Source organism: Edaphobacter acidisoli (genome assembly GCF_014642855.1).
GTDB lineage: Bacteria > Acidobacteriota > Terriglobia > Terriglobales > Acidobacteriaceae > Edaphobacter > Edaphobacter acidisoli.
In genome coordinates this window covers 228,589-246,027 of sequence record NZ_BMJB01000001.1, presented here as the reverse complement: position 1 = coordinate 246,027, position 17,439 = coordinate 228,589, and the positions used below count along the sequence as shown (strand labels likewise).

Here is a 17,439-nt window from a genome sequence, read left to right as displayed (position 1 = left end):
CCTGCTTTTGGCACTTCGCATTTCCGAAGGGGAAGGAATCTGCTCTTCTTTCAACCAGCCACAACCGTTCGGGTGCCCCATCCATCGCGGCCATCATCGCGATGGGTGGGAATGTAAAAACTTTCCCAGCCACAGACCAGCCTCTCAAGTTTCACGGAGCACTTGATGACCACACGCACCACACGTCGCCGCTTCCTTACCAGCACAGCCGCCCTGGCCACCGCGCTCACCCAACGCCGCGCCCTCGCCGCCATCCCCGAGCAACCCCGCAAAGACGACCCCACGCCCTACAAACTCTTCTTCAACCAACCGGCAACGCAGTGGCCCGACTCACTCCCAGTCGGCAACGGACGCCTCGGCGCCTGCGTCTTCGGCAACCCATCCCTCGACCGCATCCAGCTCAACGAAGAGTCCATCTGGGACGGCGACATCCGCGACCGCAACAACCCTCGCGCCGGCGAAGCCGTACCCAAAATCCGCGAACTGCTCTTCTCCGGCAAAATCGCCGAGGCCGAAGCCCTTGCCGTCTCCGACATGCTCTCCATCCCACGCCGCATGCCCTGCTACCAGACCCTCGGCGACCTGCACCTCGACTTCACCCTAAGCGGCATCACACCAGACGTCGAAGATTACCGTCTCGAACTCAACCTCGACACCGCCATCGCCTCAATGACCTTCACCCACGCAGGCACAAGCTATACACGCGAGGTCTTCAGCTCCGCACCCGACCAGGTCATTATCATCCGCCTCACCGCATCGCAACCGGGCAAACTCAGCTTTACCGCGCGCCTCGACCGCCCCGCAAACTTCACCGCATCCTCCATCGCGCCGAACCGCCTCACGCTCACAGGCGAAGCATTCCCTGTCAACGACAACCCCGGCCTCTCCGACAAAGAACATCACGCAGGCATCAAGTACTACGCGGAACTCCAGGCCGTCACCGAAGGCGGCAACGCATCCACCAGCAACGACACCCTCACCATCACCAGCGCCAACGCCGTCACACTCTTCATCGACTGCGCCACCAGCTATCGCTATCCCGCGAACACCACCAGCACAGACCGCTTCAACACCGGCGACACCACCGCCATGCAGTCCGCAGTCCGCCGCAACATCACAAACGCGCAGAACCGCACCTACGCCGACCTGCGCAGCCGCCACATCGCCGACCACCAGCGCATCTTCCGCCGCGCTGAGATCTCCTTCGGCCCCGACCCCAACGCCTCCATCCCCACCGACCAGCGCATCCGCCACATCAAGCAAGGCGGCGAAGACATCCACATCATCCCCCTCTACGTCCAGTACGGACGCTACATGCTCATCTCGAGCTCGCGCCCCGGCACCCTCGCCGCCAACCTGCAAGGCATCTGGAACGAGTCCGTCGATCCGCCCTGGGGCTCCAAGTACACCATCAACATCAACACCGAGATGAACTACTGGCTCGCCGAGCGCGCCAACCTCAGCGACCTGCACACACCACTCTTCGACCTCATCGACTCGACACGCGGCCCCGGCTCTACCACCGCGCGCGACTACTACAAAGCCCGCGGCTACGTCGTCCACCACAACACCGACATCTGGGGCGACTCCGCACCCATCGACGGCCTCGGCGGAGGCATCTGGGCCATGGGCGGCGCGTGGCTCTCCACGCATCTCTGGGAGCACTTCGACTACACCGGCGACACTGACTTCCTCCGCGACCGCGCCTGGCCGCGTCTCCGCGAAAACTCACTCTTCCTCCTCGACTACCTCACCCCCGCGCCGGCAGGTACACCCTACGCCGGCTATCTCGTCACCGGCCCATCCTGCTCGCCCGAAAACAAATACCAGCTGCCCAACGGCAAGAGCTACAACCTCTGCATGGGCCCGACGATGGACATCGAGATCACCCGCGCCGTCCTCACCCTCACCCTCCGCGTCGCCGAACAGCTCGGCATCGAAGCCACAGACTCAGGCGCCAACTCAGTCAATGCCGACCTCCTCACCCGCGCCCGCGCCGCACTCACAAAACTCCCACCCTTCAAGATCACCCACGACGGCCGCCTGCAGGAGTGGCCCGAAGATTACACCGACCACGAGCCCGGCCACCGCCACATCTCGCACCTCTGGGCGCTCTTCCCCGGTGACCAGATAACTCCACATCGCACACCTGAATTAGCAAAGGCCTGCCGCGCCACACTCGACGCCCGCCTCGCGCACGGCGGAGGCAGCACCGGCTGGTCCCGCTCCTGGATCATCTCCTGCATGGCCCGTCTCGAAGACGGCGACGCCGCCTACCAGAACATCCTCCAGCTCTTCCGCCAATCCACGCGCCCCAATCTCTTCGACGTCTGCGGCCTCAAGGAAAACTCGCCCTTCCAGATCGACGGCAACCTCGGCGGCCCCACCGGCATCATCGAGATGCTGCTCCAGTCCCACCCCAGCGGCCCGAAGCCTGACGTCAACATCATCCGCTTCCTGCCCGCGCTTCCCTCCGCATGGCCCGAAGGCCACTTCCACGGCCTCCGCGCCCGAGGCGGCCTCGACATCGACCTCGCCTGGCAAAACGGCAAAGCCACCACAGCCACCATCCGCGCGACACTCAAAGCCACACACCACTTCAGCGCGCCGAAAGGTCAGAAGTTCGAATCCGCCACCCTCAACTTCCGCCGCGTCGACATCAAACGCTCCAGCGAACTCACCCTCCCACTCAACCCGAAGGAACTCCTCACCCTCACCTTCGTCTAAGATACTTTCAATAATCACAGACAATTTTCAAAATCACATTGACATCCCCAACCCCTCATTGATAGGAAGGTACAGAAAACCAAACCACCCAGAAACCACCCAGGACGAATTCATGCACCGCAGAGACCTGCTCAAACTAGGCGCAGCCACCCTCGCCACCGGCCTCACTCCCGCCCTCGCCACCACAGCACCCGAGCCCTCTTCAGCCAATGTCGAGCAATGGGGCCTCTTCGAAATCGCCCTCCCCGGCCCATCCACCGGCAACCCGTACCAAGAAGTCTCCCTCACCGCCAGCTTCACCCTCGAACACCGCACCGTCCAGGTCACAGGCTTCTACGACGGCGAAGGCACCTATCGCATCCGCTTCATGCCCGACGCCCTCGGCCACTGGACCTACACCACCGCATCCTCCGCACCGCAGCTCGCCAACAAAACCGGAGCATTCACCTGCACCGCGCCCACCACGCCCGGCAACCACGGCCCCGTCATCGTGCGGCACGAGTTCCACTTCCAGCACGCCGACGGCACGCCATACTTCCCCTTCGGCACCACCACCTACGCCTACTTCTTCACGAGTGACGACAACGCCCGCGCCTCCATCGAAGGCCTGAAGCCGCACTTCAACAAGACCCGCGCCTGCGTCCTGCCCAAACCACTCGGCGGCGACAAGGAAAAACAAATCCTCCCGTTCCCCCGCGCCAACGGCACCAACGACCTCACCCGCTTCAACCCCGCCTACTTCCAGCTTCTCGAAAAGCGCTTGCTCGAACTCCAACGCGCCAATATCCAGGCCGACGTCATCCTCTTCCATCCCTACGACGCATGGGGCTACAAGTCCATGCCCGCCGAGGCCGACGACTTCTACCTCCGCTACGCCATCGCGCGCCTTTCCGCATTCCGGAATGTATGGTGGTCAATCGCCAACGAGTACGACCTCGTGAAATCGAAGACCATGTCCGACTGGGACCGCTTCTTCCGCATCACTGCAGCCGAAGACCCCTACTCGCACCTGCGCTCCATCCACCACTCCGGCCCCATCTACGACAACACCAAGCCCTGGGTCACGCACGCCAGCCTCCAGCGCTACGACTTCGAGAACACCGCCGAGCGCCGCCTCGCGTGGCGCAAGCCGATCATCTACGACGAGATGCAGTACGAAGGCGACATCGACCGCCGCTGGGGCAACCTCTCCGGCGAAGAGATGCTCCGCCGCTTCTGGCTCGCCATCGTCAACGGAGCCTACGGCAGCCACGGCGAAGTCTTCTTCTCCGCAACTGGCGAAGCCTCATCCGCCGACGCCGGCCAGCTCCGCGGAGACTCGCCCTCGCGCATCGCCTTCCTGCACGCCCTCGTCGAAAAGCTCACCACCACCGGCCTCAACGCGCCCGAGTCCCCGTACTACCTCAACGCCGGCACACCCGGCCAGCTCTACCTCTACTACTTCGACTACCACCGTCCCTCACGCTACGACTTCCCTTTACCCACAACAGCCAACTTCCGCGCCACGCTCATCGACCCCTGGAACATGACCACCACGCCCGTCCCCGGCACGCACTCCGGCAAATCGCGCATCACGCTTCCCAACAAACCCTATCAAGCCATCGTCTTCGAAAAAATCTCCGACAACCACAACCCACACACCGAAGCCGCGAAGCCCGAAGTCCTCGATTGACCGGCCATACGACATGCGAATCAAGTCAGCCATCACCCGCTACGCGCCTGCCAATCCCTTCGTACAACAATGCGCCGTCATCCTGAGCGAAGGCGCTCACAGTCTCATCGTGAGCGCCGAAGTCGAAGGACCCCGATGCAGCAAAACCAGCCTCAGCCGTTCGACCTTTTCAAACCACACTCTTCGCGCCAGACGTCCCCTCATGAACAAGCTGATTCTCGCGCTCAGTGCAGCGCTCCTCACCCTCCCCGCCATCGCCACACCACGCATCGTCACCTCCTCGCACGCAACGCCGCGCGAACAATACGCCGCCACCCGCCTGCGCGAAGCCGTAGCCAACCTCCCCACCAACGAAACCATCCTCCTCGCCCAGCGTCACGACGCACTCATCGCCCCATACGACAAACAAATCCCCGACTTCTGGCCCAACGCCGAAGAGTCATTCATCCTCCGCCGCCTCGGCAACACCATCATCGTCACCGGCTACGACGCCTCCGGCACACTCTACGGCGCACTCGAACTAACAAATCGAATAGCACAAGCCCACGCCATCCCCAGTCAGCTCGACTACGAAGACCACCCCCAGCTCAAGCTCCGCGGCACCGCCATCGGCATGCAAAAGCCCGAGATCACCTACGAGGGCGCCGAGTACGACTACCCGTACACCCCCAAAGATTTCCCGTTCTTCTACGACAAAGCCTGGTGGACCCACTACCTCGACTACCTCGTCGATAACCGCTACAACGCACTCTTCCTCTGGAACGGCCACCCCTTCACCTCGCTGCTCAAGCTACCCAAATATCCCGAAGCGCAAGAGCTACCCACCGCACAGCTTGACCAGAACATCGCCATGTTCCGCTGGCTCACCGCCGAGGCCGACAAGCGCGGCATCTGGATTCTGCAAGGCTTCTACAACATCCACCTCTCGCACGCCTTCGCCCGCGCGCACCACCTTCCCTACCACCTCTCCGCGCCCACGCCGCTCTCCAGCGACTACACCCGCTACTGCATCGCGCAGTTCATCCAGCAGTATCCCCACGTCGGCATCTTCATGACGCTCGGTGAAGCGATGGGCCCGCACTACGGCCCCCAATGGCTCGCCCAGACCATCATCCCCGGCGTCAAAGACGGTTTAGCCGCGCTCTCGCAGCGCGAAGGCCAAGCCATCCCCGAGCCGCCCATCATCGTCCGCGCCCACGCAACAGACATTCAAGACGCGCTCGCCGCAGCCCATCCGCTCTACTCCAACATCGACACCATGTGGAAGTGGAACGGCGAATCCCTCACCTGGACCAACATCCGCGGCCCCGTCCGCTCGCGCTTCGCCGACCTCGTCGCCGGTTCCAACGTCACCATCGCCAACATCCACCTGCTCTCGAACCTGGAGCCGTTTCGTTGGGGCGATCCCGACTTCATCCGCGAGACCGAGCACAACTTCATCCGCATCGGCATCGGCGGCCTGCACCTCTACCCTCTCCGCTACTGGGACTGGCCGTATTCCGCCGACAACACCACGCCACTGCTTCAGCAAACCGACCGCGACTGGATCTGGTACGAAGCCTGGGCCCGCTACGCCTGGAACCCCGAACGCAACCCACAAACCGAACGCACCTACTGGATCACACGCTTCGCCGATCGCTTCACCTCAACCAACAACCAGCAACCAACAACCAACAACCAGCAGGCCGCCGAGCATCTCCTCAACGCCTACGAACTCTCCGGCATCTGCGCCCCCAAACTCCTCCCGCGCATCGGCATCACCGAAGGCAACCGCGAAGTCTTCTCCCTCGGCATGACCATGCCCCAACTCATCGACGCCGCGCGCTTCAACCCAGCCGAAACCCTCTGGACCGGCGACGCCCCCGCCGGCGAGCGCCTCACCGACTACGTCGCCAACGAAGTCGCGCACAAACCCCACCACGGCGAAACCCCGATAGGCGTCGCCGCCGAGGTCGCCGCAAGCTCAGCCAAAGCAGTAGAAGAAGCAGAAGCCGCAGCCCCCGGCATCACCCGCAATCAAGCCGAGTACAACCGCATCGTCAACGACACGAAATCCATCGCCGCACTCATGGCCTTCTACAACGCCAAAGTGCAGGCCGCCGCGCTCGTCATGCAATACAGCTACGACCACAACCTCACCGACCTCGAACACGCCGAGCCGCTGCTAGCCGAATCCGTCTCCCACTTCAAAGAACTCGTAGCCCTCACCGACACCACCTACCGCGACGCCGCCGCCATGCACACCAGCCAGCGCCAGATCCCCGTCCGCGGGGGCCCCGACACCGAACACTTCCGCGACGTCCTCCCCGTCTACGAAAAAGAACTAGCCACCTTCCAAACCCGCCTCAAGGCCCTCGAAACAGCCACGAATCCGGGTGCCCCGGGTCTCGCTTCTGAGACCCGGGAAGGCAGCGCCACGAATCCATCCGCCCCGCCAGCAAAACCACTCCCCGAAGTCCCCTTCACCCTCGCCCCCGGAGCAGGCGAAGCCTTCACCATCGCCCCCGGCCAACCGCTCTACACCGACGACGCACGCGCCACCATCGCCACCGTAGTCCCCGAGCTCAACGGCCTCAAAGGCATCCGCGTCTCCACGCGACAAGAGATCCCACTGCACTTCACCCTCGCCGCCCCGGCACAAATCCTCGTAGGCTTCTTCAAATCCAGCTCCCACAAAGCCCTCGACGTCAGCCCCGCCACCGAACAATGGAACCTCGTCATGCCCGACGCAGTCATACCCTCCGGGGGTAAAGCGTTACCCATCTCCGTCTGGGCCAAACCCCTCCCCGCCGGCCGCAACGACCTCGACCTCGGCAAAGGGGCCTACATCGTCCTCGGCTTCGTCCCCGCCGACACCCACATCCCCTTCACCGCCACCAACTCCAACAACCTCGACTGGCTCTTCGAAAACTAGGCCCGAGCGCACAGGCTCCTATCGAGACACTGCCTGCCGCATCAGTGCGCCATCTTTGTACCCGTTGAGAACACCGTTCATCATGGCCGCATACTCGCGATCCAGAAAGGTCACACGGAAGAGCCACCGCCCAAAAGCGCCAAGATCACCAGGAAACACGTCCCCCTTGAGCATGAACGAATAGGTCCAGCGAATTTGCGTGTGCCCAGGGTCCAACTGAGTAGTCCTGAATTCTCCCACACCATATTCGATCGGCTTTGCCTTAGCGGTCGTATAGTTCCAGACGATGTATCGGAAATGAGAAGACGTCAACGAGTCCTCCCGTTCCAGCGATTCTTCCTCGGCGCTCGTGCCGTCCGTCAGACAGACAATATGCCGCGATCCAGGCAAGCCAAATCTCCCAGGCGTCAGCATATAGTCGCCAGACACTCCTGGCAGTGACTCCGATTTGTTGATCGTCTGCTCCAGCGGCTTCTTCATCGCAGCCGACACAACAGAGAACGGCTCGGCAATGACGATCACCTCTGTGTGCGACACCAATTGGTCAGGGGTCGCAATAACGGGGTGAGGACGGTCATGAAAACCACTTGGCGGAGCACACGAGGAAGCTCTCACAGCCTGTGTACTCAGAAGGGCGAAGGGAGCCAAAAGGAAAAATGAAGCCAGGCGACGCGTCATATCCATCCTCGTTTAAAACAAAAAGTCTTGCAAAGTATTACGATTTTCGTAATATACCATGATCGTAATAGTTTGGCGCAAAATGAACCGGCAGATTAAGATAGAGATCAACCTCAACCGCCAATACCATGAAGAAAACAGCCACCGTACGAACATCAACAGAAGACGACAAGCACGCGCTCAAGTTGCACAGATGCATCTCCGCACTCATGCGAGAGTTTCGCCTGGAGCCTGGGCTCCTGGCCGGCAGCCCATACATCGGCCTACATGCGAACGATATTGGCCTCTTCGAAGTGCTGGCCGAACCCGGCCCGTGGAATGTGCGCGGCATCGCAGATACCGTTAGGTCCCCCATCTCGACCGTGTCTTCAGCGCTCGATCGGCTCGAAAAGTCAGGGCTCGTGCGCCGAACGCGCACCGCTAAAGACCGGCGCGTAGTCGGCATAGAGTTAACGGCGCGAGGAAAGAAACTGGAGCGTCGATTGCGTGATGCTCACATACTGAATTGCCGGGCCATGCTGCTCCGCCTCGCACCTGAGGAGCGAAACGAATTTCTCCGCCTTGCAGATAAGGTCGCCCTCCCCGCCATACTTACAGCAGATTCGGTGTTTCCAAACAATCTCCGCCGTATCTTGGCCGGCAAGCGCGTATCCATGCCAACCCAATAATTTGTTACCTCCCGTGACTTAAACCAATTTGCGGAACTTAATTGAAACATTCAATGAAAATACTGATCGCGGTCTTTCTATTCTTCGGGGTATCGACACACCTGTGCGCACAGGGCAGCGGATATGCCTTGAATGAATCCCAGTCAGGCGCTGCCAACGGCATTCTTCAGCTAATCGAAAACGCCAAAGTGTCTCGGACCGGAACAGATCTTTTGTTAACGCAAAAGGACATTCACACGCCTATTCAAATCGTATTTACCCGTTGCCAGGGACTGGGCGTTCAATACGATCAGAACCAGTGGTGGGCTCTCCCTATAAGCGCGACGAGCGCTCAGGTGCATGCGAATCGAGCGCTGTGGATACTCCCGCTCGATGCAACATCAACGAATCACTCCTGGCATCTCGTACTGCATGGTGGCGATCTCGATGCCAAGCAAACCGAAGCGGGCCTGACCATTACTCTGCACGCGGAGAGCGCGACTCTCTCTGAGTCCGAAGCTCGCCCACACAGCGATCCATTCGGCCATCGCTTCTCACTTGATATCCCCGGCGGCGCAAAGCTTGAAGAAGCGTTAGCCGCCTTCTACTGGGGAACCATGTTGCCATCTGTGGTCGAGAAAACCATGGCGGCAAACTTCTCCTACAGCAGCGGATATGTTCTCAGCACATTGAACGTGAACTCTTACGCGGGTTCTTATCCTTCAGTCGATCACGAATTTCAAATCAAGGGCCGGATAGCCCTTGGCTCAGAACTCGATCTCGATATTGTGAAACGGATGATTGGGCTCCAGTTCAAGTTGATGAACGACGACCCGGAGAAGCTTTATCGCATGCCCACATCGGTGCAGCCTGATGGAAGGCGCGAGTACCACGTCCGCAGAAACAGCGAGGACAATCATCAGAATGCAGCTATGTTCCCAGTGACTGGGAATATCGAAGTGATTGAAGAATCCTGGCGCTATTACGAAGCACGAAAAAATCTGGCGTGGCTCCGGTCGGACATAGTTAACCTGGAACACTCTGCTCAATGGGTTCTAACAAACACAGATCAGTATGGCCGTGTTTGGTCCGATGTTTACTACGAAGACCAGGTCATCAAGGATGGCCGCGTGACACAGGCGCAGGCATTCGCCGCGCACGCTTTCTCATTGCTGGCCGACATGGAAACCCTCTTAGGACGGCGTGACGAAGCCTCACTCTATTCCGCAACGTCGAAAAAGATGGCCACCGCGTTGATCGCACCTCTTCCGATGGGATATTGGAACCCTGCAAGCCAAAGATTTATCGATTGGGTCGATCGCAACGGGGAGGCCCACGATCACCTTCATCTCCTCGCCAATGAGCTGCCCGTCACCTTCGGATATGCGACGCCTGATCAAACCGCCGCAGTGCGACACCTGATCAAGGACAACGCCGACCAGTTTGAGCGATTCCCCAGCTTCGTCGCGGCGGACATCGCTGGATACGACAAGTCCGAGATTGGCGATGGCGGACCGTATGATCTCTGCGCCGCCGGAAGGTACTGGTATTGGGACGCAGCCTTTCGCACATCGCAAAGCCAAAGTGGCATCCTGCTTGACCAACTGAACAAGGTGGCAGCAGAAGCCGCGAAGAACAGCTATTTCATGAGCGAACGATACGACATGGACCACGTCTACTATGTCGATGGCAAGGACGCGCACGGCGCCGAAAAATACTACGAATATCCCAACGTCTTTGCCGCTGTTTTGATCGACAAGTTCTTGGGCCTCACCGTTCCCGCAGATGCCGACTTAGCAGTCGCCCCACATCTCACAAGCTACGGTAGCGTGGACTTTGAAATCCCCGAGTATGCCATCCGATACAGCTACAGCAAAAACGGCTTCGCGATCAAAAACCTCTCCGATAAGCCGCGACGATACAAAGTAGATTTATCGGCGCTCGCCTTTCACGCTGCGCACTACCAACTGACCAGCAGTTCTGGAAGCAAGCTCGTAACTGCGCATTCCACGCTGACCCTGCCCCCGCAACAAGAGGCGCACTGGACTCCAGTGCAATAACGGCCGTCGCTCAAGGAGAGCCTCGTCTCATGCTCCGAGATTCGGTTAGCTCAACGCCTTTGCAAGTCGAATGAGTCCTTGCCGTATCGCAGGCCCGTCGAATCCACCAAAACCGAGAAGCAATGCATTCGGATCAGAACGTCTCAGCGTGCATCGGTCGACGCCTAGAACCTCAACACCCTGCGCTGTCGCCAGCTTTTCAGCCTGTCGCGAAGTCATCCCATTCTTGAGATACCCAATCGTATAAAGACCTGCCCGGACGTTCGAAATCTCAAGCAACCCATCCAGATATTGCTCGGCTCCCTCCATCAGTGTCGTCAGACGCTCCGCATACAGACTCCGCATTCTCCTCAAATGACGCGCCAAATGCCCGTCCGCGATGAAGTCACAAAGCACTGCCTGGTCAAACGACGAATTCCGGAAATCAGTTCGATAGCGCAAACCCAGGAAGAAATCTACCAACGGCTCAGGCAACACCACGTAGCCCACGCGTAATGCCGGAAACATCGTCTTACTAAACGATCCGATAAAGATTACGCTCGAGTGATTGTCGAGACTCTGCAGTGCAGGCACAGGCGGCCCTTCAAACCTGTATTCGCTGTCATAGTCGTCTTCAATCACAAAAGCGCCAGCGCGCGAAGCCCAGCGGAGCAGCGCCATCCGCCGCTCCAGCGACATCGTTACCCCCAACGGAAATTGGTGCGCCGGTGTTACATAAGCGCCCCTCGCATCCGGACACATCTTCATTCCCGCGGAAACAGACAGCCCATCCTCATTCACCGGCACCGCAACCATTCTGGCTCCGACATTCTCAAACGCGATTCTTGCCCCGAAATATCCAGGGTCCTCCATCCATATCGGATCGCCTTTTTTCAAGAGCAGCCGCGCCAACAGGTCAAGCCCCTGTTGTATTCCTGACGTGATGACGACTTGTTCCTCAGTGCATCTCACCCCACGCGACGTGCGCAAATACTCGGCAATCGCCTCGCGCAATGGCCGATACCCACGCCGATCAGCCTCTTTCTTTAACCACGACCGGAAATTACGTCCCCGGTCAGCAGCAATACGTCCCCAAACTTCAGACGGAAATTCGCTGATCGCTGGAACCCCAATCCGAAAGGGTCGTATACCTCCAACAAAAGCCCGGTCAATCCAGGACTGCGGTGGTTTGTAAGTCGAAACAACGCGACGAACATAGGCAGGTGTCGTAGTTGTTTGGCGGGAAGGTCGAGGCGCCTCCACACGATTGACCCATGTACCGAATCCAACACGCGAAGTGACATAACCTTCGACCTGCAAACGCTCCAGAACACTGACGACGGTGCCACGCGAGAGCTCATATTGACTGGCGAAATCTCTGGACGATGGCAGTCTGGTGCCCGGCGCAAGCCTGCCATCAAGAATCGCAGAGCGCAATTCGCCATACAGCCAGCTGGTCAGCGTCTGATGGCGCGACCTGCTTTTGAGAGTGAGCTCGAACGAGCTAATGGCTTTCGACATCTCAAATGGTCCAATAACTTTGCCCAAAATGGCTCTATTCAATGTACCACTCCCCCCCATAGCATCAATTCTGAAATCGAGAGATGCATCGTCATCTACCTCTACCTCTGCCGAGCGACTCATGGGAGATCATCAGATGAAAGTTGGAGTTTGGTTCTATGGCCTGGGCACCGTTCTCGCCGGCATTCTGGATATTGCCTGGCGCGAATTCGATCCCTCGCATCAGCCCATCAAGGTCCTGGGCAACATTCCCGGTCAGCACATCCTCGCCTGCGTCGTGGGCGTCTGGATGGTCGCAGCGGGTCTTGCAATCCTGTGGCAGCGCACCGCAAAAATTGGCGCCGCAGCATCCGCCGCCGTCTACGCGATCTTCACCGCACTCTGGCTGCTTCGGTACTTTGCCGCGATTCATGTGCTCGGCTGGCGGATCGACGTCGTCGCAGGCATCACCTTCGGCCTCGGCCAACAGATATTGCTGATCGCTCCGGCAGCAATCCTCTACGCCACATCCTCACCGGATCTCCTGTTTCAAAAGAGAGCAGCCATCGCAGCACGCTGGATGTTGGGATTGCCTCCTATCGTCTTCGGCCTGTTCCACCTCATCGGCCTCCGTGTCTTCGCGACCATCGTCCCGCACTGGATGTCATTCGGATATTTCTGGGCAGGATTTACCGGAATCGCCTTCTTCCTCGCCGGGTGTGCCATTTGCTCAGGAATCATGGATGTCCCAGCCGCCAGGCTTCTCGCATTGATGCTGTTGCTCTTTGAATTTCTTGTAGAAATTCCTCCCATCTTCGTCCGATCGCACAATCTGGCAACATGGGGCGCCGCCGTATACAACGTCGCTGCGATTGGAGCATGCTTGATATTCGCTGGATTCATCACAAGCCGCGCAGAAAGCGCGCGAATCAACCCCGAGGAAAATATCGCCACATCACACCCCGATCCGATCATTGCGTGATTGAGTATCTCGAATCAAAATCCAACCGGTAAATTTCTGCCCGTCAAACAAACAGTGGATATACTGGCGTAGCCGCGGATAAAGGTCTGTACGATCGAAAAACCTGCGAGATTAACCCGTTGGGAATGCCCTCAGATGAAGCTCAAACACTCTCTTTTTTTGTTGTGCCTCTTCAGCCTGGTTGGTTCTCTTGCCGCGCAGACGATCCCAAGCGGACCCGCGATTGATGCTGAGGTCAGCAGCGTCATGGCAAAAACGGGCGCCAAGGGCATGGCACTTGCGGTCATCGATCATGGCAAGGTTAGCTATGTCCATGCGTACGGAATTCGCGATGCCAAAGGCGATCCGCTGACAACAGACACCATCATGTATGGTGCGTCGCTTACGAAAGCTGTTTTTGCGTATACCGTGATGCAGTTGGCCGATGAAGGCAAACTGAACCTCGATACGCCAATCGGAAATTATCTTGAAAAGCCGCTTACCAGCTATGGCTTCGATGGCGCTTTCAAGAGCAAATATGCGCCGTACAAAGACCTTGCCGATGATCCGCGCTGGATGAAAATTACTCCGCGAATGTGTCTCGATCACTCAACGGGCTTCAACAATTTCTGGTTCATGGAGCCGGACTACAAGCTGCGGATTCACTTTGAGCCGGGCACTCGGTTCAGCTATTCGGGTGAGGGATTCGACCTGCTGCAGTTTGTGATTGAGCACGGTCGCACAGACAAGGGGCTGGGACTCGATGTAGGCGACCTGACCAAGGCGAACTTCGACCGACTTGGGATGACGCGCACGACGCTGACGTGGACCGGCGGGAAAGACGCGAATGTGGCCGATGGATGGAACGATCAAGGGCAAGCGCATCCGCGCTCGGGACACGGCAGGGTACGGGCGGCAGGCTCGATGAACACTACGATCTCCGACATGGCGAAGTTTACGGCGGCGTTGGCGCGTGGGGACGGATTGTCGGCTGCGTCTCGCGCAGAGATGACCAAGCCGACGCTGCACATTACGACGGTGGCGCAGTTTCCTACCCTTGCGCCAGAGTTGCCTGTCGCAAAACAGAGAAAAGATTTGTATGCCGGATTGGGCGTCATCGTATTTAACGGCCCGCAAGGGCGTGGGTTCTACAAGGGCGGACACGACGAGCAGACGGCAAATACGATGGTATGCCTGAACACCAGGCAACGCTGCGTGCTGATGCTTTCGAATGATGTGCGTTCCGAGAAGGGCTTTTCAGAACTGGTACGGTTTGTGCTGGGAGATACCGGCGTGCCCTACGAGTGGGAGTATGGGGACTATGCGGGGAAATCGTGAACCCGCAAGCAGCACAGTTTGCCTGATCATCAAAAAGCCTCTGATGATGCCGGGATGATTTCCGCTTCAAAATGGATGCTGCATGATTTCGGCTGTTGAATCTATACTAGGAAACGTTTTCTTTATAGCTTTCAAATCAAGGTGCAGTCGCATAGCTTTGAGGCTTTCTGGGTTGCCAGCAATCCTGACGAGAGTTGCCACCCTCACGGTGCAGGAACCAGAAGTGAAGATAGGCGGAGGAAAAATGGAATTCAAATATAAGGCGAACATGCCGAGGCCTGTTGGTCAGCGGCCTATCCGAAAATCACTGGGGCGGACTCTGTGTGCAGTGCTTCTGACCGGGTTGTTTGCAGCGGCAGCAGTCGCGCAGCAAGGTCCGCTGGTGTTGCAACGCGATGGACATGTGATTTCACTCGCACCCTACGCTCCCAACATTGTTCGCATAACGATGAGCACCGATCGCGCTGCCGCGGCCAGCGCGCCGGGATATGGAATCACGGCGCAGCCCTCGACAACAGGATGGACGCATGAGCGCGATGCGCAGGGCTATGAAGTCTACCGCTCGGCCCGGATAGTGGTCCGCATATCGCCGGAGAATATGCCCGCTCCAAAGCCTATGCCGCTCGACGCGCTGAATCTTGCGTTGCGTAAAAGATTTTTCCCGCCGACAAATAACCCGGATGCCCCGCACAACGACGCTATTTCCGTGATGACGACAAATGGAACTGTGCTGCTGCGTATGCGGAACTGGACCATGACCCCGGAAAGTACGCAGGTCGCAGCATCAGACCCCATAGATAGCGGCTTTTCCCGCGTGGCAGCCACCTTTGACTCACCCGCCAATGAACACTACTACGGACTCGGGCAGCAGCAGAAAGGCTGGATGGACCTGCGGGATCACGAGATCCGCTGCTGGCACGACTACGGCGCAATTGGCGGAGAGGATGTGTGTGTGCCGTTCATGGTCTCTAGCCGCGGCTACGGACTCGTCTGGGATAACCCCTCCAAAACAACAATCGATCTCGGATTGAACGGCCAGAACATCTGGTCTTCCGAAGTTGGCAATCGCGTGTCGTATTTCGTGATTGCCGGGAAGACAAGCGACGAGGTTTACGAAGGGTATCGGCTTCTAACCGGCGTGACGCACATGCTGCCAAGAGCGGTCTACGGCTATATCCAAAGCAAAGCGATCTATCCCACGCAGCAGCAAGTCCTCGACGTGGCCAAAGAATATCGCGGGAATAACCTGCCGCTGGATGTGATGGTCGTTGATTTCCTGAACATGACGAAGCAGGGACAACTCGATTTAGATCCGAAGCGCTGGCCAGATCCGGCAGCCATGAATCGCGAACTACACGCCATCGACGTGAGGACGCTCTTGAGCGTGTGGCCACACTTTGCTCCGGACACACAGTTCTACGACATGCTTAAGAGCAAGGGATGGCTCATCCACGCGCCGAATGGCGATCCGGACATGGGATGGAATCCTCAGACGATCGGGCCCAATATCGACACCACGAACCCCGAGGCCTCGAAATGGTGGTGGGATGAGATTCGCGATCGATACGTGAAACCGTATGACTTCGATTACATCTGGCTCGACGAGACGGAGCCCGATATCGATCCGGCAAAAGACGTTTTCTACATCGGCTCGGGAACCCGTTTCTATAATGTTTATCCGCTGTTCCACACCGCTTCCGTGTACGAGGGCTTTCGGCGAGACTTCGGAGACAGCCGGCGATGCATGATCCTGGCGAGAGCCGCATATCTTGGAGCGCAACGCAACTGCACCGTCTTTTGGTCCAGCGATATCAGGTCAACGTGGGACATGCTGAAGCGCTCAATTCCCGCGGGACTGAATTTCACCGCCAGCGGATTGCCCTACTGGGATACAGACATCGCCGGCTTTTTCTCGCCTGCAATTCCGGCGGATTATCATGCAGCGCATAAGCCTCTCATCGACGGGTCGGATGCGCGTGAAGTCATTGGCAATTATGAGGACTATCCCGAGTTGTTCGCGCGTTGGTTCGAGTGGGGAACTTTTCAGCCCATCATGCGTGCACATGGCGAAAGAATGCACAACGAGGTATGGTCCTACGGCAAGCAGGCCGAAGCGGTCCTGGCGAAGTACCTGAGACTGCGCTATCAGCTTCTGCCCTACACCTATTCGGTCGCCTATCGTAGCTATCGGACAGGCGCGCCGTATATGCGCGCTCTCTTCATGGATTTTCCTGATGATCCCAAGGCAGCCAATATCCCGGATGAGTATATGTATGGGCCGGCTTTCCTGGTCGCTCCTGTCACAGAACAAGGCGCAACCCACCGGACTGTGTATTTGCCCGCAGGCTGCGACTGGTACAACTACTGGACCAACGAGCGGCTTCATGGCGGCCAAACCATTGTCGTCAACGCCCCAATCGATACGCTGCCCTTATTCGTAAGAGCGGGCAGCATCGTGCCGCTCGGATCCGAGGTGCAGAGCACACAACAGCCGCAGAAGATTGCATCGATACGGGTATATCCGGGCGCGAATGGGAGCTTTACGCTTTTTCGGGATGACGGCGATTCGTATGCCTACGAGAACGGGAAAAGCTCGATTACGCAATTGACCTGGGACGATTCCGCACATCAGCTCAGGCACCAGGGCGCAGAAGCATGGAGCGAGCCAGACCAGTCCATCGTCACGGTCATAAAAAAGTAAATCCGAGCATCACGGCCGCCTGGTGACGAAGCATCAGCCTTGATTGCTGATTGGCACTCGTCGATCGACGAGCCGCGCTCTCGTGCTCAGGCCACTTCAAAACTGCCTCAAAAGGGTTCACCACAAATTTCTGTCAAGTCCCCTGGCCTGAGGAAAACCCCACAACCCACACATCTCAAATGAGAAATTTTCGGGCGCAGGTTGGCGGTTTAGTTTTACCCCACTCAGTAAAATAGAAACAGCATAAGAGAAGCCCCGGACA

General features: G+C 58.3%; 10 protein-coding genes. 8 read left to right on the top strand and 2 right to left on the bottom strand.

All coding sequences use genetic code 11. The features are described from left to right. Positions 1-165: 165 nt before the first annotated feature. The 3 genes from IEX36_RS00885 to IEX36_RS00875 all read left to right on the top strand — a co-directional run bounded on the left by IEX36_RS00885 (position 166) and on the right by IEX36_RS00875 (position 7,313). Entirely contained in the window at positions 166-2,727 is a 2,562-nt protein-coding gene (locus IEX36_RS00885; protein ID WP_188757499.1) for a glycoside hydrolase family 95 protein, read from the top strand. Positions 2,728-2,839: 112 nt separating this feature from the next. Next, positions 2,840-4,399 carry a DUF5060 domain-containing protein gene (locus IEX36_RS00880; RefSeq protein ID WP_188757498.1) on the top strand — a complete coding sequence of 520 codons (1,560 nt, stop codon included), beginning with the start codon at positions 2,840-2,842 and terminating at the stop codon, positions 4,397-4,399. A gap of 13 nt (positions 4,400-4,412) precedes the next feature. Beyond that, positions 4,413-7,313 carry a hypothetical protein gene (locus IEX36_RS00875; protein ID WP_188757497.1) on the top strand — a complete coding sequence of 967 codons (2,901 nt, stop codon included), beginning with the start codon at positions 4,413-4,415 and terminating at the stop codon, positions 7,311-7,313. 18 nt (positions 7,314-7,331) lie between these two features. Here the strand turns inward: IEX36_RS00875 and IEX36_RS00870 are convergent, their stop codons facing one another. Then, entirely contained in the window at positions 7,332-7,850 is a 519-nt protein-coding gene (locus IEX36_RS00870; protein ID WP_188757496.1) for a hypothetical protein, read from the bottom strand. Between the two features lie 269 nt (positions 7,851-8,119). On the opposite strand from IEX36_RS00870, the gene IEX36_RS00865 reads away from it, so the two are divergent. Then, positions 8,120-8,659: a MarR family winged helix-turn-helix transcriptional regulator gene (locus tag IEX36_RS00865; protein WP_188757495.1), complete on the top strand. Its 540-nt coding sequence runs from the start codon at positions 8,120-8,122 to the stop codon at positions 8,657-8,659. A 335-nt stretch (positions 8,660-8,994) separates the two neighbouring features. Further along, positions 8,995-10,698, top strand: a complete 1,704-nt coding sequence (locus IEX36_RS00860) for a hypothetical protein (RefSeq protein ID WP_188757494.1) — start codon at positions 8,995-8,997, stop codon at positions 10,696-10,698. A gap of 45 nt (positions 10,699-10,743) precedes the next feature. Here IEX36_RS00860 and pdxR read toward each other — a convergent pair whose 3' ends face one another. Further along, positions 10,744-12,198 carry a MocR-like pyridoxine biosynthesis transcription factor PdxR gene (pdxR, locus tag IEX36_RS00855; RefSeq protein WP_229668589.1) on the bottom strand — a complete coding sequence of 485 codons (1,455 nt, stop codon included), beginning with the start codon at positions 12,196-12,198 and terminating at the stop codon, positions 10,744-10,746. Between the two features lie 136 nt (positions 12,199-12,334). On the opposite strand from pdxR, the gene IEX36_RS00850 reads away from it, so the two are divergent. The 3 genes from IEX36_RS00850 to IEX36_RS00840 all read left to right on the top strand — a co-directional run bounded on the left by IEX36_RS00850 (position 12,335) and on the right by IEX36_RS00840 (position 17,177). Then, positions 12,335-13,159: a hypothetical protein gene (locus tag IEX36_RS00850; RefSeq protein ID WP_229668588.1), complete on the top strand. Its 825-nt coding sequence runs from the start codon at positions 12,335-12,337 to the stop codon at positions 13,157-13,159. A 135-nt stretch (positions 13,160-13,294) separates the two neighbouring features. After that, positions 13,295-14,476 (top strand): serine hydrolase domain-containing protein, encoded by a 1,182-nt coding sequence (locus IEX36_RS00845; RefSeq protein WP_188757491.1) that lies wholly within the window; start codon positions 13,295-13,297, stop codon positions 14,474-14,476. Positions 14,477-14,720: 244 nt separating this feature from the next. After that, positions 14,721-17,177, top strand: coding sequence for a glycoside hydrolase family 31 protein (locus IEX36_RS00840; RefSeq protein WP_229668587.1), 2,457 nt, complete (start codon positions 14,721-14,723; stop codon positions 17,175-17,177). Positions 17,178-17,439 lie beyond the last annotated feature (262 nt).

Bases quoted from the DNA above. Each gene is read 5' to 3' on its own strand.
- IEX36_RS00875 (WP_188757497.1), top strand. From the start codon at position 4,413: ATGCGAATCAAGTCAGCCATCACCCGCTACGCGCCTGCCAATCCCTTC.
- pdxR (WP_229668589.1), bottom strand. From the start codon at position 12,198: ATGTCGAAAGCCATTAGCTCGTTCGAGCTCACTCTCAAAAGCAGGTCG.
- IEX36_RS00840 (WP_229668587.1), top strand. From the start codon at position 14,721: ATGGAATTCAAATATAAGGCGAACATGCCGAGGCCTGTTGGTCAGCGG.
- IEX36_RS00865 (WP_188757495.1), top strand. From the start codon at position 8,120: ATGAAGAAAACAGCCACCGTACGAACATCAACAGAAGACGACAAGCAC.
- IEX36_RS00845 (WP_188757491.1), top strand. From the start codon at position 13,295: ATGAAGCTCAAACACTCTCTTTTTTTGTTGTGCCTCTTCAGCCTGGTT.
- IEX36_RS00880 (WP_188757498.1), top strand. From the start codon at position 2,840: ATGCACCGCAGAGACCTGCTCAAACTAGGCGCAGCCACCCTCGCCACC.
- IEX36_RS00885 (WP_188757499.1), top strand. From the start codon at position 166: ATGACCACACGCACCACACGTCGCCGCTTCCTTACCAGCACAGCCGCC.
- IEX36_RS00850 (WP_229668588.1), top strand. From the start codon at position 12,335: ATGAAAGTTGGAGTTTGGTTCTATGGCCTGGGCACCGTTCTCGCCGGC.